The sequence below is a fragment of the Paraburkholderia sp. GAS32 genome, assembly GCF_050434225.1.
Classification (GTDB): domain Bacteria; phylum Pseudomonadota; class Gammaproteobacteria; order Burkholderiales; family Burkholderiaceae; genus Paraburkholderia; species Paraburkholderia madseniana.
Genome location: NZ_JBNPVS010000001.1, coordinates 84,881 through 104,449 on the forward strand (window position 1 = coordinate 84,881; position 19,569 = coordinate 104,449).

The following is a 19,569-nucleotide window of genomic DNA, read 5'->3' on the forward strand; positions in this document are numbered from 1 at the left end:
GTACCGCTATGGCCATCACTCATGCTCAACGAGGTCGCCTATGAACGTCGGTATCTACGGAACGCTCGTCACGGCTTCACTGGTTCTGCTGCTGGGCAACCGGCTAGTCGGATGGATCCCCCTGCTGCGCAGCTATACGATTCCCGAACCCGTCGCCGGCGGGCTCCTTGTGGCAATCGTCCTGTTGATCCTGCGCACGACGAGCCACATCGAAGTACGCTTCGATACAGCGTTGCAAACGCCGCTGATGCTCGCCTTCTTCGCGACCATCGGCCTCAACGCCAACCTCGCCAGCCTCAAGTCCGGCGGCCCGCTGCTGCTGCGTTTTCTCGGTCTCGTGATCAGCCTGTTGATACTGCAGAATGCAGTGGGCATCGCTCTCACTTATGTATTGGGCATCGATCCGCTGTACGGTTTGCTGGTCGGTTCGATCACATTGTCCGGCGGTCATGGCACCGGCGCGGCATGGAGCAAGGTATTCGCCGAACACCACGGGCTTCAGTCCGCCACGGAGGCCGCGATTGCCTGCGCGACTTTCGGCCTCGTGATGGGCGGCATTCTCGGCGGTCCGGTCGCGCGCGTGCTGATGCGGCAAGTCGCCAGGAAGGACGCCGCCCGCGCCGAAAACCATGCAGAGAGCCATGCCGACAGCGCCGCCGAAGCGCCGCTCGCCTTCGAAGAACCGAAGGCGGAACAAGCCACCACACCGGCCGCCTTCATCGAGACGCTGGCGCTGATCGCGATCAGCCTCGCGGCCGGCGACGCGCTCTCACAGGTATTGGCCGGCACGGCAATCGAACTGCCGAGTTTTGTCTGCGTGCTATTCGTGGGCGTGTTGCTAAGCAATATGCTCGGGCTCGCAGGCAAGCCTGTTATCGATCACGCCGTCGCCCTGCTGGGCAACGTGAGCCTCGCGCTATTCCTCGCCATGGCATTGATGACGCTCAAGCTCTGGGACCTCGCCTCGCTGGCGCTGCCGGTCGTTTCGATTCTCGTTGCGCAAACCGTGTTGATGGCGCTCTACGCGATCTTCGTGACATTCCGCGTGATGGGCCGCAACTACGACGCTGTCGTGCTCGCCGCCGGTCATTGCGGCTTCGGCCTCGGCGCCACGCCTACGGCCATTGCGAATATGCAGGCCGTTACGGCCCGCTTCGGCCATTCGCATCTCGCCTTTCTGGTGGTCCCGATGGTGGGCGCGTTCTTTATCGACATTGCTAACGCGATCGTCATCAAGGGCTTTATGGCTTTGCCGATCTTTCATTAGCCGATGCGGCCGCGGCGCCATCGCGGTTCGTGGCACCGCGACGCACCGCAGCGGCCGATCTCAGATCACTTCCAATGCCAGCGCAATCCCCTGCCCGCCGCCGATGCACAACGTGACGATGCCGCGTTTCAGGCCGTCGCGGCGCATCGAATGCAGCAGGCGGGTAGTCAATACCGCACCGGTCGCGCCGATTGGATGACCGTGCGCGATCGCACCGCCCTGCACGTTGATCAGTTCATCCGCGATGCCGAGTCTGCGCGCCACGGCGATCGGCACGGCAGCGAAGGCTTCATTGATCTCGAAGCGTTCGACGTCATCGAGTTGCCAACCCGCGCGAGCCAGGGCCATTTGCACGGCCGGCACCGGACCGAGACCGAACATGCCCGGCTCGACGGCCGCGACGCCAAACGCCACCAGACGCGCGAACGGCTCGATGCCGCGCGCCTCGGCGAACCCACGTTCAGCGACCAGCATGGCTGCCGCGCCGCTGTTCAAGCCCGGCGCGTTGCCTGCGGTAATCGTGCCGTCCGGACGAAATGCCGGACGCAGTTTGGCGAGCGTTTCGACCGTAGTATCCGGGCGCGGCTGTTCATCGCTCGTAAAATGCTGCGGCCCTTTACGCCCCGGAATTTCCACAGCGACCAGTTCGGCGTCGAAATCGCCGCGTGCCTGCGCTTCCGCAAAACGCTGTTGCGAACGCGCGGCCCAACGGTCCTGCGTTTCACGAGTGAGGTCGAACTGTGTGACGAGGTCTTCGGTATGCCAGCCGGAATGCTCGCCGGAAAACGCGTCATTCAGGCCGTCGCGCAGCAGGCTGTCGTGGATTTGCGCGTTGCCCATCCGGTAGCCCCAGCGGCCGCCGTCGAGCAGATACGGCGCGCGGTCCATGTTTTCCATGCCGCCGGCCACGGCTGCATCGCCGAGACCAAGCCAGATTTCCTGGGCCGCGGACGCAATCGCCTGCGCGCCCGACCCGCACACACGATTGACCGTCAACGCCGGCACCGCCACCGGCACGCCGCCGCCAATCGACGCCTGACGCGCCGGATTCATCCGGTTGCCGGCCTGAATCACGTTGCCCAGCACCACCGAGGCCAACGCGGCCGGATCGAGGCCGCTGCGCCGCAGCGTCTCACGTACCGCGACCGCGCCGAGTTCCGTCGCGGGTACTTCTTTCAACGATCCGCCGAATGCGCCGATCGGCGTTCTCACCGGATTGCAGATCACTACTTCACGCGTACTCATCATTCATCTCCAGTTGGACTACTACTTTCAACGCCACATCCACGCGCATCAATTCGCCGATGCGGCCGTGACCGTTTCGGGGACATCCCAGCCGCCGCCGAGCGAGCGGTACAGCGCGACCGCTGCGAGCGCATGCTCGCGTTTGGCCTGATTCAACGATTCCGCATCGCGCAGATACGCCTCCTGCGCAGTGAGCACATCGAGGAAGTCAGTCGCGCCGCCCTTGTAGAGTTCACTCGACAGACGCAGCGCGTGGTTCGACGCATCGAGCGCGCCGCCCAGGCGTTGCACCTGCACCGCGCCGCTCACCAGGTCGCTGCGGTTGTCCTCGATTTCCTTGAGCGCTTGCAGCATGGTTTGCTGCAGGCCGAGTTGCGATTCGCGCATCCGGCTCTCGCTCGCATCGATATTCGCGGTAATGCGGCCGGCGTTGAAGATCGGACTCGTTGCGTTCAATGCCGCGCTGAAGAGGTTATCGGTCAGCGTCGGCAAGCCAAGATACGACGAGGCCAGCAGACCATCGGCAAGATTGAGCCTGAACTGCGGATAGCGTTGCGCTTTGGACACCCCCACTTCCGCCGCGCGCTGTTCGACCGTGGCGTAGGCATTGCGCACGTCCGGGCGCTGCAACAGCGCTTCCGAAGGCAGCATCTGCGGCACGCTTTGCGCGGGCACTGGAATATCGCGAGCGTTAGCGAGCAGCAAGCCATCGACGCTCTCCGGCGTACGCCCCGAATACACCGCGATCAGACTCAGTTGATGCTGCACGGCCGACTGGATACGCGGGATCTGTGCCTGCAAATCCTCCAACTGATTCTGTGCACGGGCGACGTCGAGTTGCGTCGACAGTCCGTAATGCAAACGCTCCTGCGTGAGTTTCAGGGCGCGGGCGCGAATCTGTTCGTTGTCGCTGAGAATCTGCAATTGCGATTGCGCCCAGCGCAGATCGATATACGCCGCGGCTGTGTTCGCCGCGAGTGCCAGGCGCAATTGATTCAAGGCCGCCTGCCGACCCGACACTTGCGCCTCGGCTGCGAGAACAGCAAGACGTTCGCCGCCGAAAACGTCCGGCGTCCAGCTCGCCGTCACGCCGACGCCGGCCTGACGCACATAGCCGAGCGGTGGCGGCGTGTTCTGGCGAGAATCGGATGCGGTCGCGCTAGCGTTCAATTCAGGCAGCAAGGCCGCCCGATTTTGCTTCGCGAGATCCTGCGCCTGCTTGACGCGTTCCACCGCGGCCTGCACATCGAGATTGCCCGTGAGCACCGACTCCACCAGTTGATGCATGACAGGATCGCCGAATTGCGCCCACCACGTGTTGGCGTTGATGCTGTCTTGAGGCGCATCGACATTCCACGCTGTCGGTGCGACGGTCTGAACCGTATGCTGCAGGTCCGCATGCGTTTCCGGCTGCACCGCGCATGCCGCCAGTGTCAGCAATGCCGCGCTCGCGAGTACTTTCATAACGATTGGTTTCATGCTGATTTCCTCAATGAGCATCGGGCGGCGGCGCGGTATTGCCAAACGGGCGCGAGAACAGCACGCTCAACAAACCGACGACGAAACAGAGCGACAGCGCAAAGAACGTGTCGGAGAACGTGAGCACGAGCGCTTCGCGCATCAGCAGCGAATGCAACGCCCCGAGGCCCGCATTGGCCGCATTCAGCGCATCGCCACCGACTGCCGCGAAGTGCGCGCTTTGCTGCTGCAACACCGACTCGATCACCGGACGGCCCGCGCTCAAATGCTCGTCGAGCCGCTCGTAGTGGAGATTCAAACGATCGTTGAGCATCGTGCTGCTCACGGCAATGCCAATCGCGCCGCCGAGATTGCGCATCAGATTGAACAGACCGCTGGCGGATCGAAGCCTCGACATCGGCAATGAACCGAGCGCCATCGTGACGATGGGCGGAATGCAGAACTGCTGGCCAATGCCGCGCAACGCCTGCGGGATCAGCAACTCCTGCCAGCCCCACTGATTGGTCAGCGGCACGTAGAGATAACAGCCAACACCGAACAGCACCAGGCCGAACACCATCAGCACCCGCATGTCGATAAAACGCGCGACTATCGAATAGGCCACCATCGCGAGCAACTGAAAACACCCGACCGACAGCAACGCCACGCCGATCTGCAGTGAATCGAAGCCACGCACACGCGACAGGAACACGGGCGTCAGGAACACCGCGCAGAAAATCCCGATCCCTGTGATGAAGGACAGCAGACTGCCAATGCCGAAGTTGCGGATCGCCAGTGCGCGCAAATCGACGATCGGCTCTTCTGCGGTGAACGCGTGCACGATGAACAGGAATCCACAGATCGCCGCTACCCAGGTACACGTCAGGATCACGTCGTCGCCGAACCAGTTCTTGCGCGGTCCTTCCTCCAGTACGTATTCAAGGCAACCCAGAAAACCGGACATCAACAGGATGCCGAGATAGTCGCCCTTTTTCAGCAGTGAGAGATCGACGTTGTCGAAGTGCACGTACTTCGGCACCAACAGCGTGACGGCGAGACCCGGCACGAGGTTCAGATAGAACAGCCAGTGCCACGACCATTGCGATGTGATCCAGCCGCCGATCACCGGGCCGACCGTCGGTGCGAGCGTGGCGAGCGCGCTGATGGTGGTGGACGCAATCAGGCGCTGCTTGCCGGGGAACAGCACGAATGCCGTCGTGAACACGGTCGGAATCATCGCGGCGCCGAGCGCGCCCTGCAGACCGCGAAACAGGATCATCGAGTTGATGTCCCATGCAAGGCCGCACAGCATACTGGTGACCGTAAAGCCCAGCGCGGAAAATGCGAACACCCAGCGCGTCGAGAACACACGTGTGAGCCAACCGGACATCGGAATCACGAGAATCTCCGCGATCAGATACGCGGTCTGCACCCACGAGAGCTCGTCCTGACTCGCGGACAAGCCGCCGCCGATATCCTTGAGCGAGGACGCCACGATCTGGATATCGAGTGTCGCCATGAAAAAACCGAGGCACATCAGCACGAACGCGAACACTTTGGTGCGCGTCGGCAGGTCGGCGGGATTGGCAAGGACCTGAGTCATGATCGTTTAACCGTGAGCAGCGTCGAGATGCACTTTCACCGTCGCCGATAGGCCAGGGCGCAGCACGCCTTGCATATCCTTCGGCACCTCGAGGCGCACGCGCACCGGCACGCGCTGCACGATCTTCGTAAAGTTGCCCGTCGCGTTTTCCGCCGGCAGTACGCTGAAGGTCGCACCGGTCGCCGGCGCGAGACTTTCGACGACGCCGTGAATCCGTTTGCTCGACGCATCGAGATCGACATCGACACCGTCGCCAACGTGCATCTTCTTCAACTGGTCTTCCTTGAAGTTGGCGTCGATCCACAGTCCGCTTGATGGCACCACGGTCAGCAGCGACACGCCAATATTCGCCAGCAAGCCGACGCGCGCGGTGCGATTGCCGACATAACCGTCGATCGGCGAGCGGATCGTGGTGTACTCCACATTCAATGCCGCGACCCGTTGCGCCGCCTGTGCAGTGGCGATGCGCGCCTCTGCGTCGCCGATCTGCGCGTCGAGCACGGCGATCTGCCGTTGCGCCGCGATCAAGGCCGCGCTGCTGCGGTCGACCGCGGCATGCGCCTTGGTCAGATCGGCATCAGCGCGTTCCACGACCTGGTTCGATACCGCATCGTCCTTCACCAGTTGGCGATAGCGCGTCTGATCGGCGGTGCTGCGCGTCAACTCGGCGCCGGACGCGCGAACTTCGGCTGCCTGCTCGTTGATGGTGGCAAGCTGCAGGGACTTCTTCGCCTGCAACTCGGTGACAGCCGCCTGCGCGCTCTCAACTTCCGCACTCGCCTGCGCGAGACGAGCGTCGTAATCGCGTGCATCGAGCCGGATCAGCACCTGGTTCGCATGGACGAACTGATTGTCCCGCACCAGCACGTCCGTGACGAAGCCGTTCACTTTCGGCGACATCACGGTTACATCACCGCCGACGTAGGCATCGTCCGTCGTTTCGACAAAGCGGCCGACGAAGAACCAGTACGACGCCGCAAGTGCCAGCACCGCAAGCACTGTGATGACCGCGAGCAGCATCCACGGAATGCGCCGTGCCGGTTTGGCGGCGTTCGCCACGCTGGGCGGTGCAATAGTCGAGGGTGTAGTGGACATGATGGCTGTATGTGTGTATGCACTCGTTAAGCTTGAAAAAAAGCGCGTTGCGCTGCGCCGGACTTGACCCGCTTCACGCGGGGCAGATTCAAACGGGGTCTTTTGTGATGGCGAACAACTCCGTACGCAATGCCGCCGCGCGCTGCTCGCCGAAGCGATCCTCGAATTCGGCTTGCGCCGCATGCCAATGCTTGCGACCGGCTTGCAAACGCTCCTCGCCGGCGGCCGTCAGTGCAATCGACAACGCCCGCACATCCGCCCCAAGCGTCTCGCTCGAGACCAGTCCGTTGCGCCGCAGCGGCTGGATCGTGCGGACCAGGGTGGTGCGCTGCATGCGCATAGCTTCCGCCAGTTGCTTCATGGTCATCGGACCCACGCGCTTCAAGCGCCCCATCAGCGAAAACTGCGTGATGGTGAGGCCGACATTCTCCAGGTGACGGTCGTAAATCTGCGACACATAGCGTGCGGCCTGGCGGATCGCAAAGCAGTCGTCGTCGAAAAGCCCGTCCATCGCTGCGCTTCCTTTTCGTGAGTGCGTATGCACATAATCCGGCGTAAAAAAGCTCGTCGGAACGAGCTCATACGCGTTGTTTATCCGGTGATGCTGAAAAGCTCGGAGCGCAGCGCCTTGGCACGTGCGTGACCGAACTTTTCCTCGAACTCGTCCTGCGCGGCACGCCATGCGATTGCCGCCTGATCGAAGGTCGTTTCGCCCTTCTCCGTGAGACTGAACAGAAACGTGCGGCCGTCATGCTCCGCCGATTCAGCGACCACGAGCCCGTCACGCTGCAACGGTTTCATGGCGCGGACCAGCGTGGTGCGCTCCATGACCATGGCATCCGCGAGATCCACCATCGGCAGGTTCGGCGTGCGCGCGAGCTTGGCGAGAATCGTGAACTGCGCAGCCGTTAGCCCTACCTCGCCGAGATGGCGTTCGTAGATTTGCGTGACGTGCCGGGCCGCCTGGCGCAGCGCGAAACAGTTGCATTCGTCGTAAGAGAGAGGACGGGTCATGCTGCGCAGTGTATATGTGCATACGCACTCTGTCAAGTTCACTTTCGCTCTGTAGGTACCTCGCAGGATTCGACAGGGAGGTTTACGGTCTGCTATTGAAAGGGACTAATCAGCCAAACATGACCGACGATTCGGCGAACTATGCTGGCAACGTGAATCCGTTCCTGTCGATTGGGGCGCTCGTGGAGTAAGGGTGCGTCAAAGCAACCGATACGCCAACCGCGCCGCCGCCCTCGCCGTGCGCTTATCCTGATCGAGCGACGGGTTGTACTCCGCGATATCCGCCGCACGCAGCTTGCCCGAAGCACGCACGCGCTGCACCATCGCTTCGACTACCGACAAGGGCGCGCCCAACGCGGCAGGCGCCGATACACCCGGCGCGGTAGCGGCCGGGAGCACGTCGAGATCGATGGTCAGATAGACGTCGTCCGCTGAATCCAGCAATTGCTGGAGGTCGTCCAGACGCTGCGGCAATTGCGGTTCCTGCATGTCGACGTCGAGCACGTAGCGCACGCCGAGTTCCTCCGCATGCGCGAACAGCGAAGCGGTGTTGCCCAGATCGCTGATACCGAAGCAGGCGTAGTTGAACGGCACGCCCCGCTCGGCGCAGTCGTTCGCAATCTGATCGAACGGCGTGCCTGAATTCGCCGGCCGCTTCTGACGCAGATCGAAGTGAGCGTCGAAGTTGATGATGAGTAGCTTGCGGGTTGCGGCTGCCACGATCTCAGCTCGAGCCCCATCCACGCGATCCTGATGCAAGCGCAAACCGCTATACGTCCCCCACGCAACCTCGTGACCGCCGCCAAACACCAACGGCCGGCCGCCGCTCGCGAACACGTCGCTCACTACGTTCGCGAGCTCCGTCTGCGCGCCTTCGAGGTCGCCGTCGTCGCACACCACATCGCCCGCATCGGCGAGCGTCGCCATCGACGTTTTCGCCGGCAGACCGGCCAGCACACGGCGCAATTCCTTAGGTGCGTGAGCCGCGCCAACGCGTCCCTGATTGCGCCGCACACCTTCGTCAGAACCAAAGCCGACGATCACAGTCGCATCGCTTTCAATGCACGATGCAGCGCGCAAAACATCCTCACGCCGCCGCGCGCCGCCGAACGGCACCACCTGATTGAAAATACGCCGGGTGTCGCCGGGTTCACCCTCGTCGGAACGGCCGCTCCATACCTTGTCGTCGAATGGAACTCTCATGCGCGCGACAACACCGCCTGCAGAAAGGCTCGCGTGCGCGGCTGCGACGGCGCCGAGAAAATCTCGGCAGGCGGTCCGGCCTCGACAATCACGCCACCGTCCATCACCACCACCACGTCGGCGACCTCCTTCGCGAAACCCATTTCGTGCGTGACGACCACCATCGTCATGCCTTCGCTCGCTAGCAGCTTCATCACTTGCAGCACTTCGCCGACCAGCTCGGGATCGAGCGCGGAAGTCGGCTCGTCGAACAACATCACGCGCGGTTGCATCGCTAACGCGCGAGCAATGGCAACGCGCTGCTTCTGACCACCCGACAGGCTCGCCGGCATCACATGCGCCTTGTGAGCGAGGCCAACCTTTTCCAGCAATGCAGTTGCAGCCGCTTCGGCCTCGGCCTTGCTAGCGCCACGCAACATCCGCGGACCGACCGTGATGTTATGCAGCACGGACAGATGCGGAAACAGATTGAACGACTGAAACACCATACCCACTTCAGTGCGCAGCGCATTCAGCGAGCGCTCCTTGAGCATCTCCCCATGATCGACCAGCCGGTGCCCGCAGATATCGATCGTGCCGCCTTCAGCCTCTTCAAGCCCGTTGCAGCAACGCAGGAAAGTACTTTTACCCGAGCCGCTCGGCCCGATCACGACCACGACCTGCTGCGGCTGAATGTCGAAGTCGATGCCGTTGAGCACGGTATGCGAACCGAACGATTTGGTCAGCCCACGAATGCTGACGATAGGTCCATCCACTTTGGCCACGGTATTCATTGCACCATCCCTCCTGCACGCAAGCGGCGCTCCACACGATGCAGCGCGTAATTCGTCACCTGCGTCAACACCAGATACACCAGCGCGATGGCCAGATACACTTCGAGCGAACGGTACGACACGCTGATGATCTTCTGGCCTTCATGCATCAGATCGTCGATCGTCAGCAGCGACACCAGCGCCGAGTTCTTGATCAACGCGATGAACTCATTGCCGAGCGGCGGGATCATCCGCACGATCGCCTGCGGCAGAATGATTGCGCGCATGGCCTGCCCCGACGACATGCCGATCGAACGCGCCGCTTCCATTTGCCCGCGATCCACCGACTGAATCGCACCGCGCACGATCTCCGACACATAAGCCGCCGAATACAGGCCAAGCCCCAGCATCCCGCACACGAAAGCCGGCAACAGAATGCCGAATTGCGGCAAGCCGAAGAACAGCAGGAAAAGTTGCACGAGCAACGGCGTGCCGCGGAAGAACGTGAGGTACGCCGTACAGAAGGCGTACACGACGCGCCGCTTCGGCGTGAGCCGGCCGATACCGATCAGCAGGCCCAGCACGCAGCTCAGCGCGAGCGCGGCGGCGGTCACTTCGACCGTCACCAGCGCGCCATGCATGATGTCCGGCCAGCCGGTAATCACCGGCGAAAAGTCGAGTTCCATTGTGTCCGCTCAGCCGGTTATTGCGCGGTGGCGCCGAACCACTTCTTGACGATCGCGGCGTACGTGCCGTCGGCCTTGATCTTCGCCAGTGCCGTGTTGAATGCCGCCTTCAGTTGCGGTTCGTCCTTGCGCACGGCGATACCGTAGGCTTCGGTCGTCAGCGGCTTCTCGAGCACGCGGAAACCGCCGCGCGTCTTCACCAGTTGATAGGCGGCCGGCTTGCCGGTCACGGCTGCATCAGCACGGCCGATGCCCACCAGGTCGAACATTTCCTGATTCTTTTCGACTTCGACGCGGTTGATTTGCGGGTAGTTGTCGCGCAGGAAGTTGACCGACTTCGTGCCCACCTGGACCGAGACTTTCTTGCCGTTCAGGTCGGCGACCGACTTGATCGGCGAATCGCTTTTCACCAACGCGACGAGGCCGCCCGCGTAGTACGAATCGGTGAAGTCGACCACTTTTGCGCGCTCATCGGTGATGTAGATGCCGGAGATCGCCACGTCGAAACGATGCGCGATCAGGCCCGGAATCAAGCCTTTGAAGTCGATATCGGTCCATTGCACGCGTTTGCCCATCGCTTTCGCGAGCGCATTCATCATGTCGACGTCGAAGCCGGTGCGCGCGCCGTTTTCGGTGTATTCCATCGGCGGGAAGGTTGCGTCGGTGGCGACGTTCAGCACGTCCGGCGTTTGTGCGGAAGCCGCGTCGGAAAAGCCGGCAAACGTCACCGCAAACGTGACGCATGCGAGGGACAACAGTCGATTCAGTTTCATGGGAGGGCTCCTTGTGGTTTGTTCGGTTCGTTCGGTTTGTTCAGTTTGTTCAGTTCGTTCGGTATCCAGATCGAATACGGCCGCGAGCGGCCCTGCCCGATCAATCGGTTTGCATATGCTCGGAAATAGCGCGGGCCGTACGTAGCGTCCCGTCGATGAATTGGCTTTCGCGGCCGATGGCGCGCGTGGACGGTGCCATCAGCGTGATCGACGCGCTGCTTCCGGCACCGCGTCCGCTGCGATGAAATATCGGGGCGCTCACGCCCCACACGCCCGGATCGACTTCGCTGTCGCTGACGGCATAGCCCTGAGCGCGAATCTGTTCGAGTTCGGCTTCGATCGCGGCACGGCCGGCGGGGTCGTCGTCGAACAGGTTATCGAGCACTTCGGTGCGCGCCTTGTCGGCCATGAATGCCAGCAGCGATTTCGCAGAGGCGCCGGCTTTCAGCGGTACGGCGCGGCCTTTTTCGAACGAGCAGCGCAATGAGTGCTGGCTGTCGACCATTTCCAGACACATCACCTGATGCTTGACCGCGACCACCAGCCCGATGCTTTCCTGCGACGCGCGCGCCAGTTGCTGCATCTCCGCACGGCTCGCTTCGACGAGCAGCGAATTCACGTCGAAGCCGAGCGCGAGTTGCAGGCTGATCGGACCCGGCGCGTAATGGCCCGCGTTTTCAGCGACGAAACCCCAGCGCTTGAGCAGCGCGATTTGCCGGTACAGCGTGCTTTGCGCGAGACCGGTGACAGCGAGCAGATCCTTGACCGTCATGGCCTTGCCATGACTGGCGAGCGCCGCCAGCACCAGCAGCACCCGTTCAGCCCCTGTCACACCCTGTTCCGCGTTCACGATGAAAACTACCCACAATGAATAACGGAATCAGAATGCCAGAACATTCTCGGATTTCAAAAAATGGATTCCCGACGAGTGGGAATGAGAAGAGAGGGTTTTCCCCGAAAGCGGGATAAAAGAGCGTGCCGCAGCGAACGCGCGGCACGTCGAGCGGATTCGCCCAACTAGAAAGTGGCTTGCTGAAGGGGTAAAGCGAGTAGAAGCGGCCGGTAAAAGCCGCAGCCTAGAGCGCGAGCACCGTCACGCCGACCTCAACCCGATGCGCCCCGCCCCCCAGGATCATCCCGCGCAGCAAGGACACGTCGCTGTAATCGCGCCCAATTGCGAGCGTCACGTGGTCCATGTCGGCGAGTACGTCGTTGGTGGGATCGAGATCGATCCAGCCACTCTCCGGGCAATACACGGACACCCATGCATGCGAGGCATCCGCACCGATCAACCGCGGCTGCCCAGGCGGCGGATCGTTGCGCAGATAACCGCTCACGTAGCGCGCCGGCAAACCCAGCGAGCGCAAACAGCCGATCATCACCTGCGCAAAGTCCTGGCATACCCCGCTCTTCAATTCGAAGGCGCGTTCGGCGGGCGTGTCGAACATCGTCGCCGAAGGTTTGTACGCGAAGTCTTCGTGAATCCGGTGCATCAGATCGATCGCCCCCGCCACGATCGGCATGCCGGGCGGAAAGCTCGGCAGCGCATAAGCGCGCAACGACGGCCGCGGCACGATGTTCGGCGATGCAAAGCAGAACTCCACCTCGGGCCGGAACTCGCCGCCGACCCAAAACCGCAACTCGTCCGCCACGCACTCCCATTCCGGCGTTTCATCGGGGTCGAGGTCGGTCCACCGAGGCATGAGCGCCACGGTGGTTTCGCTGACGAGTTGCAAGCGCTCGTGCGGGGCGTCCAGCGCGAAGTACAGGACGTCGTTGCCGAATGCGTCGAGACGGCTGGTCTGATACGACGGTTCCGGTTCGATCTTTTCGCTGTGCGAGACCACGCGCTGCCACGCACAGGCGATCGGCCGGATCGTCGCGAGATGCTGGGCGGTCTCCACATACGTGGAGTAGTGGTAGGTCGTGCGATGGGAGACGGATAAGACGGTCGGCGCGTGCTTCATGACCACACCTGCGAAGCCACCGTACTGGCATGGCTGAAATAGCGCGCGCTGATCTCATGCGCCGCCGCGCCGACATAGCCGCCAATCTGATCGCACACCGCAATCAGGTCGGCGTATGAATCGTCTTCGTCGATGGCGCACAGCGATTCGAGTGCCGGCAAGGAAGCGGCTGGCGGCATCAATTCCGCAAACGGCCGATGCCGCATGCTGCCCGCCGCCACGGCGATCTCGTCGAGCTTCTTGCGCAGGCGCTCATAGACGCCATAGACGCCGCGCGGATTAGTGGGCTCGATCACCAGCAAATCGAGCAAGGCGGGTACTTCGAAACGGCCCGGATACAGCGAGCGATACGTCAGCGTGCTGTCGAACAATTGCAGCAGCAGATCGAACCCGGCGGGTGTCGAGAGCTGGCCATTATCGGCGACCACTCGCAGGAACGACGTCATCGCCGACACGCGTTCGATGTGCCGCCCGACGAATAGCAGACGCCACGCTTCGTCGCGTGTCATGCGGTCGCCTTGCGCGCCGCTGATCGCCGATAGCTGCACCGACAAACGTTCAAGCGCGTTCATCAGTGTCACACGGTCATAACGATCGTAGCGTTCGCTGCGCTCAGCGCGACCGTTACCATTCGCGCCGCCCTGCGATGAACCACTACCACTGCCGTTACCGTTACCACCACCATTGCCATTGCCGTTGCCCCCCGCAGCCGGCATCAACGTCTGCAATGCATCGCGGAAGTCGTTACGCGCCGCGAGAATCGTGCGCCAGTGATCGTTCGACAAACGCCCACGCACTTCGCCGTTCGAGCGTGCTTGCCATGCGAGGTTCTGGCCAATGCTCGTGGGGCCGGTGCTCTCGCTCAGATTCGCGACCAACGCACGCTCGAACACTTGCGGCGAATTCGGCGCAAACATGTCGCCGGATTGCACGAGACCGCAATGCATGGCGAGCTCGACCAGCGTGGGGAACATCGCATCGGCGTCGTTGCCTTCCAGCGAGCCGAGAATCAGGCGCAACAGCCGCACATTGTTTTCGGCGCGTTCGCCATAACGTCCGGCCCAGAACAGGTTTTCCGCCGCGCGGCTCGACACGGTGCGATGCTTGCGCGCGAGGTCGGCGGGTTGCATCGGCGAGGGCAGCAGCGTGAAGGTCGACGTCGGCTGACTCGACAGCACCCACGTGTCGACGCTACTGCCGCCGTACTGCATCGACACCGTCGCCTGGCGCTCGGCGGCCATCCGCGTGAAACCGCCTGGCATCACATGCCAGCCGCCGTTGACGTCGGCAATCGCATAGACACGCAGTACCGACGGACGGCGGCCAATGGTGCCGTCTTCGTAACGCGGCGTGCAGGAAAAGCGCTGCGGCTGCTGGATCGTATAGGCATCGGGCATCGCTTCGATGCGTTCACGCCATGTCGACAGCCGTTGCCTGCCCTGCTCGATCCCGGGCGGCGCATCGCGTGCCGCGACCGGCCAGGTCGGTACGATGAACGCTTCGTCCAGACGCCCGAATGCGTGGACGCGCGCCGCCTTTTCGCCGCACCACCAGGTGGCCACGCTCGGCAGCACGAGGTCTTCGTCGAGCAAAACTTCGGCGATGCCCGGCAGAAAGCCATGCAAGGCAGGCGATTCGACAAAGCCCGAACCCGGCACGTTCGACACGATCACATTGCCCGCACGCATCACCTGCAACAGACCCGGCACGCCGATGCTCGAATCCGCGCGCAGTTCGACCGGATCGCAGAACGCATCGTCCAGACGCCGCAACACGACGTGCACGCGTTCGAGACCGGCGAGCGTCTTCAGATACAGCATGTCGTCACGCACGGTCAGGTCTTTGCCTTCGACCAGCGTGACGCCGAGATAGCGCGCGAGAAACACGTGCTCGAAGTAGGTTTCGCTAAACGGTCCAGGTGTGAGCAACGCGATATGGGGCAAACCATCGGCGCCCGAACTGTCGTGCGCCATGGTGGCCTGAGCAGCCTGCGCAAGCGTCGCGATCAGTTGCGAATAGGTCGGGGCGAGGCGGCTTACGCGCATCGCGCGGAACGGTTCGGCGAACAGCGTCGACACGATCAGCCGGTTTTCCAGCGCATAACCCAGGCCGGATGGCGCCTCGGTGCGATGCGCCATGACCGTCCAGTTGCCGCCAGGCGTACGCGCCAGATCGACGGCAACCACCTGCAGATATTGCCCGCCAGGCGGTGTGAAGCCCTTCACGGAGCGCAGGTAACCCGGATGCCCGAACACCAGCGCGGGCGGCAACTGCCCCCGATCGAGCAAGGTCTGCGGCCCATAAATATCGGCGACGATGGCATTGAGCAGATGCGCGCGCTGCGTCACGCCACGCTCGATATGCGCCCACTCCGCCTCGCTGATCAGGAACGGCAGCAGGTCGAGCGCCCACGGCCGCGGCTCGCCGTTATCCGCGTAGACGTTGTAGCTGATGTCGTTGTCGCGGATCTGCTGCGCGATCGACGCGCGGTGATCCTCCAATCGCGCGATGCCGTCTTCGCCGAGCCGCTCGAAGAACTGCCGCCACGGCTCGCGCAACACGCCCGAGGCGTCGCGTAACTCGTCCCAATGTCCTTCGTAGGCCGGCAACAGCCGCAATAAGGACGAAGCGTCCGCGCGCGCCGCGGACGTTTCGAAAGGAAAAGTCGATTGAAAGGCCAAGGTCGTGTCGTTCTTAAAAGTATGCTGCCGCTTTCAGTCTACCAGGTTACCAGTAGCGCAGGTCCAACGTAAACGGAAACTCGAGGCTGCGCTGCGGTACACCGACCGTGAGCGGCCCCGGCGTATGACCGGATGCGAAGAAGCGTGCGCGCCGCCGGCTTTCGGCCTCGTAGGCGTTGACCGGGAAGGTCTGATAGTTGCGCCCGCCCGGATGTGCGACATGATACTGGCATCCGCCGACCGAGCGGCCAGTCCATGTATCGAACAGGTCGAAGGTGAGCGGCGCATCCACGCCGATGGTCGGATGCAGCGCCGACGGTTGCGCCCAGGCGCGAAAGCGCACGCCGGCCACATATTCGCTGACGCGGCCCGTCGGCTGAAGCGGCACCGGCACACCGTTGACCGTCACCACATGGCGGTTGTCGTTCAAACCGAGCGCGCGCACTTCGAGCCTTTCCACCGACGAATCCACGTAACGCACCGTGCCGCCCGGCGAGCCCTCTTCGCCCATCACGTGCCACGGTTCGAGCGCGTTGCGGATCGTCAGCGAGACGCCGTTCACCGTGGTCTCGCCGACCAGCGGGAAGCGGAATTCGAAGTGCGGCGCGAACCAGCTGCTCTCGAAGGCGAAGCCCGCCTGGTTGAGTTCGCCGAGCACGTCGTCGAAATCCATCTTCGCGAAGGTGCCGAGCAGGAAGCGGTCATGCAGTTCCGTACCCCAGCGCGTGAGCCGCTGCGTGTACGGCGTGTGCCAGAAGCGCGCCACCAGCGCGCGCAGCAGCAACTGCTGCACGAGACTCATGCGTGCATGCGGCGGCATTTCGAAGCCGCGCAATTCGAGCAGGCCGAGGCGGCCAGTCGGACCATCGGGCGAATAGAGTTTGTCGATGCAGAACTCGGCGCGGTGCGTATTGCCCGTCACATCGATCAGGATGTTGCGCAACGAGCGGTCGATCATCCACGCCGGCAGATTCGCGCTGTCGCGGCCGCCGAGCAGATCGATCTGCCGCTGCAACTCGCGGAACGCCACCTCCAACTCATACACCTGGTCGTTGCGCGCTTCGTCGACACGCGGCGCCTGGCTCGTCGGCCCGATAAAGAGCCCGGAAAACAGGTACGACAGCGACGGATGGTTGTGCCAATACGCGATCAGGCTGGCCAGCAGATCCGGACGGCGCAGGAACGGACTATCGGCAGGCGTCGCGCCGCCGAGCACGAAGTGATTGCCGCCGCCGGTTCCCGTATGCCGGCCGTCGGTCATGAACTTCTCGCTGCTCAGATAGCTCTCGGCCGCGGACTGATACAGGTACTCCGTGTTGTCGACCAGTTGCTCCCAGCTCGAAGCCGGATGAATGTTCACCTCGATCACACCCGGGTCCGGCGTTACCTGCAAGACCTTCAGGCGCGCATCGCGCGGCGGCGGATAGCCTTCGAGCACCACCTGCATCTGCAATTCGGCGGCCGTCGCTTCGATCGCCGCAAGGAGGTCGAGATAGTCGTCGAGTTCGGTGAGCGGCGGCATGAACACATGCAGCAGCGAACGCCCGCTGCCGAACGCTTCGGTTTCCGCCTTCGGACCGGCGGCCCGTTTCGGGTCGCGCGCTTCGACGCAGATCGCCGTACGCAACGTTTCCTTCGACGACTGCCCACGCTCCGGCGGCTGCTGGTCGCCTGACTGAGGCGCAAAGGCCAGCACGCCGCTGCCCGCCATGCCGCTCAACAAATCCGCCGCTGACGACGACAACGCCGCCGCACGCCGCGCATCGGCGGCGCTCAAGGTGCGCTGCTCGCCGTCGTATTGCATGCGCAATTGCGCAGCCGGGCGCAACGGCACCGGCGGAGCGAACGGATCGTGTGCGTGCTGATACGGATAGTCGGTCTTCGACACCCACGGCAGCGAATCGAGCGGCAAGCGATAACCCATTGGCGAATCGCCGGGAATCAGGAACATGCGTTCGTCGCGGAAGAACCAACGGCCGCTAACCCACTTCGGCGGCTCGTTCGGCACGTCGCGTTCGCGCGCGAGCGGCAGCACAAAACCGGTCGCGCCGCCCAGGCCCGCGTCGAACACGCGCCGCAGACGCACGCGCTCCAGCTCGTCATCCAGACGCGCATCGAGCGGATCGACGTTGACCGGCAGACGGCGCTCGCGCCACAGGTAGTACCAGACGTCTTCGAAGCCGGGCTGGATGCAGTCCGTGTCGAGCGATAGCTTGGTCGCCAGATGAGCGAGGAAACGCTGGGCGTCGGCGGCCGTGTAGGTGCCCGGCTCGCGTTCGTCGGCGAAGAGCGTGGGGTCTTGCCAGCACGGCTCGCCGTCGGCGCGCCAGTAGAGCGACATCGCCCAGCGCGGCAACTGTTCGCCCGGATACCACTTGCCCTGACCGATATGCAGAAAGCCGTTTGCGCCGTAGCGCGAGCGCAGCTTGTCCATCAGCGCGACCGCGTAGCCGCGTTTGGTGGGGCCGAGGGCGTCGGTGTTCCATTCGGCGGCGTCGCGATCGCGCACCGACACGAAGGTCGGCTCGCCGCCCATCGTTAGGCGCACGTCCATCTCGGTCAGGCGCTGGTCGACCTGCTCGCCCATTTTGACGACGTCGCTCCACACTTCTTCGGTGAAGGGCTTGGTGACGCGCGGCGTCTCCAGTACCCGTTCGATCGACATGGTGTGCTCGAACTCGACTTCGGACTCGTCGACCGCGCCGGAGATCGGCGCCGCGCTGCCGGGTTCGGGCGTGCAGGCGACCGGAATATGGCCCTCCCCGGCGAGCAGGCCGGAGGTCGGGTCGAGGCCGATCCAGCCCGCGCCCGGCAGGTAGACCTCGCACCATGCGTGCAGGTCGGTGAAGTCGACTTCGGTGCCGCTCGGGCCGTCGATGGATTTGACGTCCGGCGCGAGCTGCAGCAGGTAGCCGGAGACAAAGCGCGCCGCCAGCCCCAGTTGCCGCAACGTCTCGACCAGCAGCCAGCCCGAATCACGGCAAGAACCCGCGGCGCTCACCAGCGTTTCCTCAGGCGTCTGCACGCCGGGCTCCATGCGGATCAGGTAGCGGATCTCGCGTTGCAGCCGCTGATTCAGTGCGACGAGGAAGTCGGCGGTGACCATCGGCTTGCGGTCGATACTCGCGACGAACTCGGCGAAGCGCGGCGTCATGGCCCGCTTGACGAGGTACGGGGCAAGCTCCAGCGCGAGGCCGGGTTCATACTCGAACGGAAACCGTTCCGCCGACGGTTCGAGAAAGAAGTCGAACGGGTTGTAGACCGCCATCTCGGCGACCAGATCCACGGTCACCTTGAATTCGCGGGTCTTCTCGGGGAAGACGAGGCGCGCCTGATAGTTGGCAAACGCGTCCTGCTGCCAGTTGATGAAGTGTTCAGCCGGTTCGACCCGCATCGAATAAGACAGAATGGGGGTCCGGCAATGCGGCGCAGGCCTGAGACGCACGACCTGGGGCGACAGCGCAACCAGCCTGTCGTAGCGGTAATGTGTGACATGATTCAACGCGACGCGTATGGACACACCGGACTCCTGGACAAGGGATGGCAGCCCGCCAAAAAGCAAGCTTCATGCCGTGGATCGAAAAACCGCGTGAACTACCTGTACCACCCGGATTACCGCCTGCTACGAAGTTTGCCGCGTCTGCCGACCGTCCGGTCGATCGATCAGCGCGCCTTTCCACTGCCTTTTCGGCGGCCGCGCACCAAAGCGGCGCAGCGCCAATGCACGATCATGCACGTAATGTGCGTTAAACCAGTGACGTCTGGCAAATGCGGCATGAAGATTGCGCGTCGGCTTCGCTCCACGACTGCCCCCACCACCCAGGC

15 protein-coding genes are annotated in these 19,569 nt (G+C 63.1%); 1 reads left to right on the plus strand and 14 read right to left on the minus strand.

Translation table 11 applies throughout. From position 1 onward, the window contains the following. The first annotated feature begins 40 nt into the window (after window positions 1-40). Window positions 41-1,267, plus strand: a complete 1,227-nt coding sequence (gene gltS / locus P3T25_RS00400) for a sodium/glutamate symporter (protein WP_429357229.1) — start codon at window positions 41-43, stop codon at window positions 1,265-1,267. Between the two features lie 60 nt (window positions 1,268-1,327). Here the strand turns inward: gltS and P3T25_RS00405 are convergent, their stop codons facing one another. The 14 genes from P3T25_RS00405 to P3T25_RS00470 form a co-directional block, all read right to left on the minus strand. Beyond that, window positions 1,328-2,512: a thiolase family protein gene (locus tag P3T25_RS00405; RefSeq protein WP_266239876.1), complete on the minus strand. Its 1,185-nt coding sequence runs from the start codon at window positions 2,510-2,512 to the stop codon at window positions 1,328-1,330. 48 nt (window positions 2,513-2,560) lie between these two features. After that, the gene (locus tag P3T25_RS00410) at window positions 2,561-3,991 is read right to left on the minus strand and encodes an efflux transporter outer membrane subunit (RefSeq protein WP_171927861.1); all 1,431 of its coding nucleotides are present in this window, start codon (window positions 3,989-3,991) and stop codon (window positions 2,561-2,563) included. A 10-nt stretch (window positions 3,992-4,001) separates the two neighbouring features. Then, a complete protein-coding gene (locus P3T25_RS00415) occupies window positions 4,002-5,573 on the minus strand; it encodes a DHA2 family efflux MFS transporter permease subunit (protein WP_266239874.1) in 1,572 nt (523 codons plus the stop codon). A 6-nt stretch (window positions 5,574-5,579) separates the two neighbouring features. Next, window positions 5,580-6,668 carry an HlyD family secretion protein gene (locus P3T25_RS00420; protein ID WP_171927860.1) on the minus strand — a complete coding sequence of 363 codons (1,089 nt, stop codon included), beginning with the start codon at window positions 6,666-6,668 and terminating at the stop codon, window positions 5,580-5,582. Window positions 6,669-6,756: 88 nt separating this feature from the next. Continuing rightward, window positions 6,757-7,179 carry a MarR family winged helix-turn-helix transcriptional regulator gene (locus tag P3T25_RS00425; RefSeq protein ID WP_097395805.1) on the minus strand — a complete coding sequence of 141 codons (423 nt, stop codon included), beginning with the start codon at window positions 7,177-7,179 and terminating at the stop codon, window positions 6,757-6,759. An 80-nt stretch (window positions 7,180-7,259) separates the two neighbouring features. After that, window positions 7,260-7,682 carry a MarR family winged helix-turn-helix transcriptional regulator gene (locus P3T25_RS00430; protein ID WP_154562865.1) on the minus strand — a complete coding sequence of 141 codons (423 nt, stop codon included), beginning with the start codon at window positions 7,680-7,682 and terminating at the stop codon, window positions 7,260-7,262. Window positions 7,683-7,880: 198 nt separating this feature from the next. Further along, entirely contained in the window at window positions 7,881-8,885 is a 1,005-nt protein-coding gene (gene hutG, locus P3T25_RS00435; protein ID WP_429357230.1) for a formimidoylglutamase, read from the minus strand. Then, window positions 8,882-9,658: an amino acid ABC transporter ATP-binding protein gene (locus P3T25_RS00440; RefSeq protein WP_216674315.1), complete on the minus strand. Its 777-nt coding sequence runs from the start codon at window positions 9,656-9,658 to the stop codon at window positions 8,882-8,884. Before P3T25_RS00440 ends, hutG begins: the two co-directional genes overlap by 4 nt. After that, window positions 9,655-10,323, minus strand: coding sequence for an amino acid ABC transporter permease (locus P3T25_RS00445; protein ID WP_266239860.1), 669 nt, complete (start codon window positions 10,321-10,323; stop codon window positions 9,655-9,657). Before P3T25_RS00445 ends, P3T25_RS00440 begins: the two co-directional genes overlap by 4 nt. Window positions 10,324-10,340: 17 nt before the next feature. Next, window positions 10,341-11,096: a transporter substrate-binding domain-containing protein gene (locus P3T25_RS00450; protein ID WP_171927857.1), complete on the minus strand. Its 756-nt coding sequence runs from the start codon at window positions 11,094-11,096 to the stop codon at window positions 10,341-10,343. A gap of 100 nt (window positions 11,097-11,196) precedes the next feature. Further along, window positions 11,197-11,946: an IclR family transcriptional regulator gene (locus P3T25_RS00455; protein WP_429357231.1), complete on the minus strand. Its 750-nt coding sequence runs from the start codon at window positions 11,944-11,946 to the stop codon at window positions 11,197-11,199. Between the two features lie 226 nt (window positions 11,947-12,172). After that, on the minus strand, window positions 12,173-13,063 hold the full coding sequence (locus P3T25_RS00460) for a transglutaminase family protein (protein ID WP_171927856.1): 891 nt from the start codon (window positions 13,061-13,063) through the stop codon (window positions 12,173-12,175). Next, on the minus strand, window positions 13,060-15,744 hold the full coding sequence (locus P3T25_RS00465) for a circularly permuted type 2 ATP-grasp protein (RefSeq protein WP_154562851.1): 2,685 nt from the start codon (window positions 15,742-15,744) through the stop codon (window positions 13,060-13,062). The genes P3T25_RS00460 and P3T25_RS00465 overlap by 4 nt, the downstream gene beginning before the upstream one ends. 46 nt (window positions 15,745-15,790) lie before the next feature. Beyond that, window positions 15,791-19,264, minus strand: a complete 3,474-nt coding sequence (locus tag P3T25_RS00470) for a DUF2126 domain-containing protein (RefSeq protein WP_429357232.1) — start codon at window positions 19,262-19,264, stop codon at window positions 15,791-15,793. Window positions 19,265-19,569: the final 305 nt, after the last annotated feature.

Coding starts and splice junctions, on each gene's coding strand:
- gltS (WP_429357229.1), top strand. CDS start 41: ATGAACGTCGGTATCTACGGAACGCTCGTCACGGCTTCACTGGTTCTG.
- P3T25_RS00405 (WP_266239876.1), bottom strand. CDS start 2,512: ATGAGTACGCGTGAAGTAGTGATCTGCAATCCGGTGAGAACGCCGATC.
- P3T25_RS00410 (WP_171927861.1), bottom strand. CDS start 3,991: ATGAAACCAATCGTTATGAAAGTACTCGCGAGCGCGGCATTGCTGACA.
- P3T25_RS00415 (WP_266239874.1), bottom strand. CDS start 5,573: ATGACTCAGGTCCTTGCCAATCCCGCCGACCTGCCGACGCGCACCAAA.
- P3T25_RS00420 (WP_171927860.1), bottom strand. CDS start 6,668: ATGTCCACTACACCCTCGACTATTGCACCGCCCAGCGTGGCGAACGCC.
- P3T25_RS00425 (WP_097395805.1), bottom strand. CDS start 7,179: ATGGACGGGCTTTTCGACGACGACTGCTTTGCGATCCGCCAGGCCGCA.
- P3T25_RS00430 (WP_154562865.1), bottom strand. CDS start 7,682: ATGACCCGTCCTCTCTCTTACGACGAATGCAACTGTTTCGCGCTGCGC.
- hutG (WP_429357230.1), bottom strand. CDS start 8,885: ATGAGAGTTCCATTCGACGACAAGGTATGGAGCGGCCGTTCCGACGAG.
- P3T25_RS00440 (WP_216674315.1), bottom strand. CDS start 9,658: ATGAATACCGTGGCCAAAGTGGATGGACCTATCGTCAGCATTCGTGGG.
- P3T25_RS00445 (WP_266239860.1), bottom strand. CDS start 10,323: ATGGAACTCGACTTTTCGCCGGTGATTACCGGCTGGCCGGACATCATG.
- P3T25_RS00450 (WP_171927857.1), bottom strand. CDS start 11,096: ATGAAACTGAATCGACTGTTGTCCCTCGCATGCGTCACGTTTGCGGTG.
- P3T25_RS00460 (WP_171927856.1), bottom strand. CDS start 13,063: ATGAAGCACGCGCCGACCGTCTTATCCGTCTCCCATCGCACGACCTAC.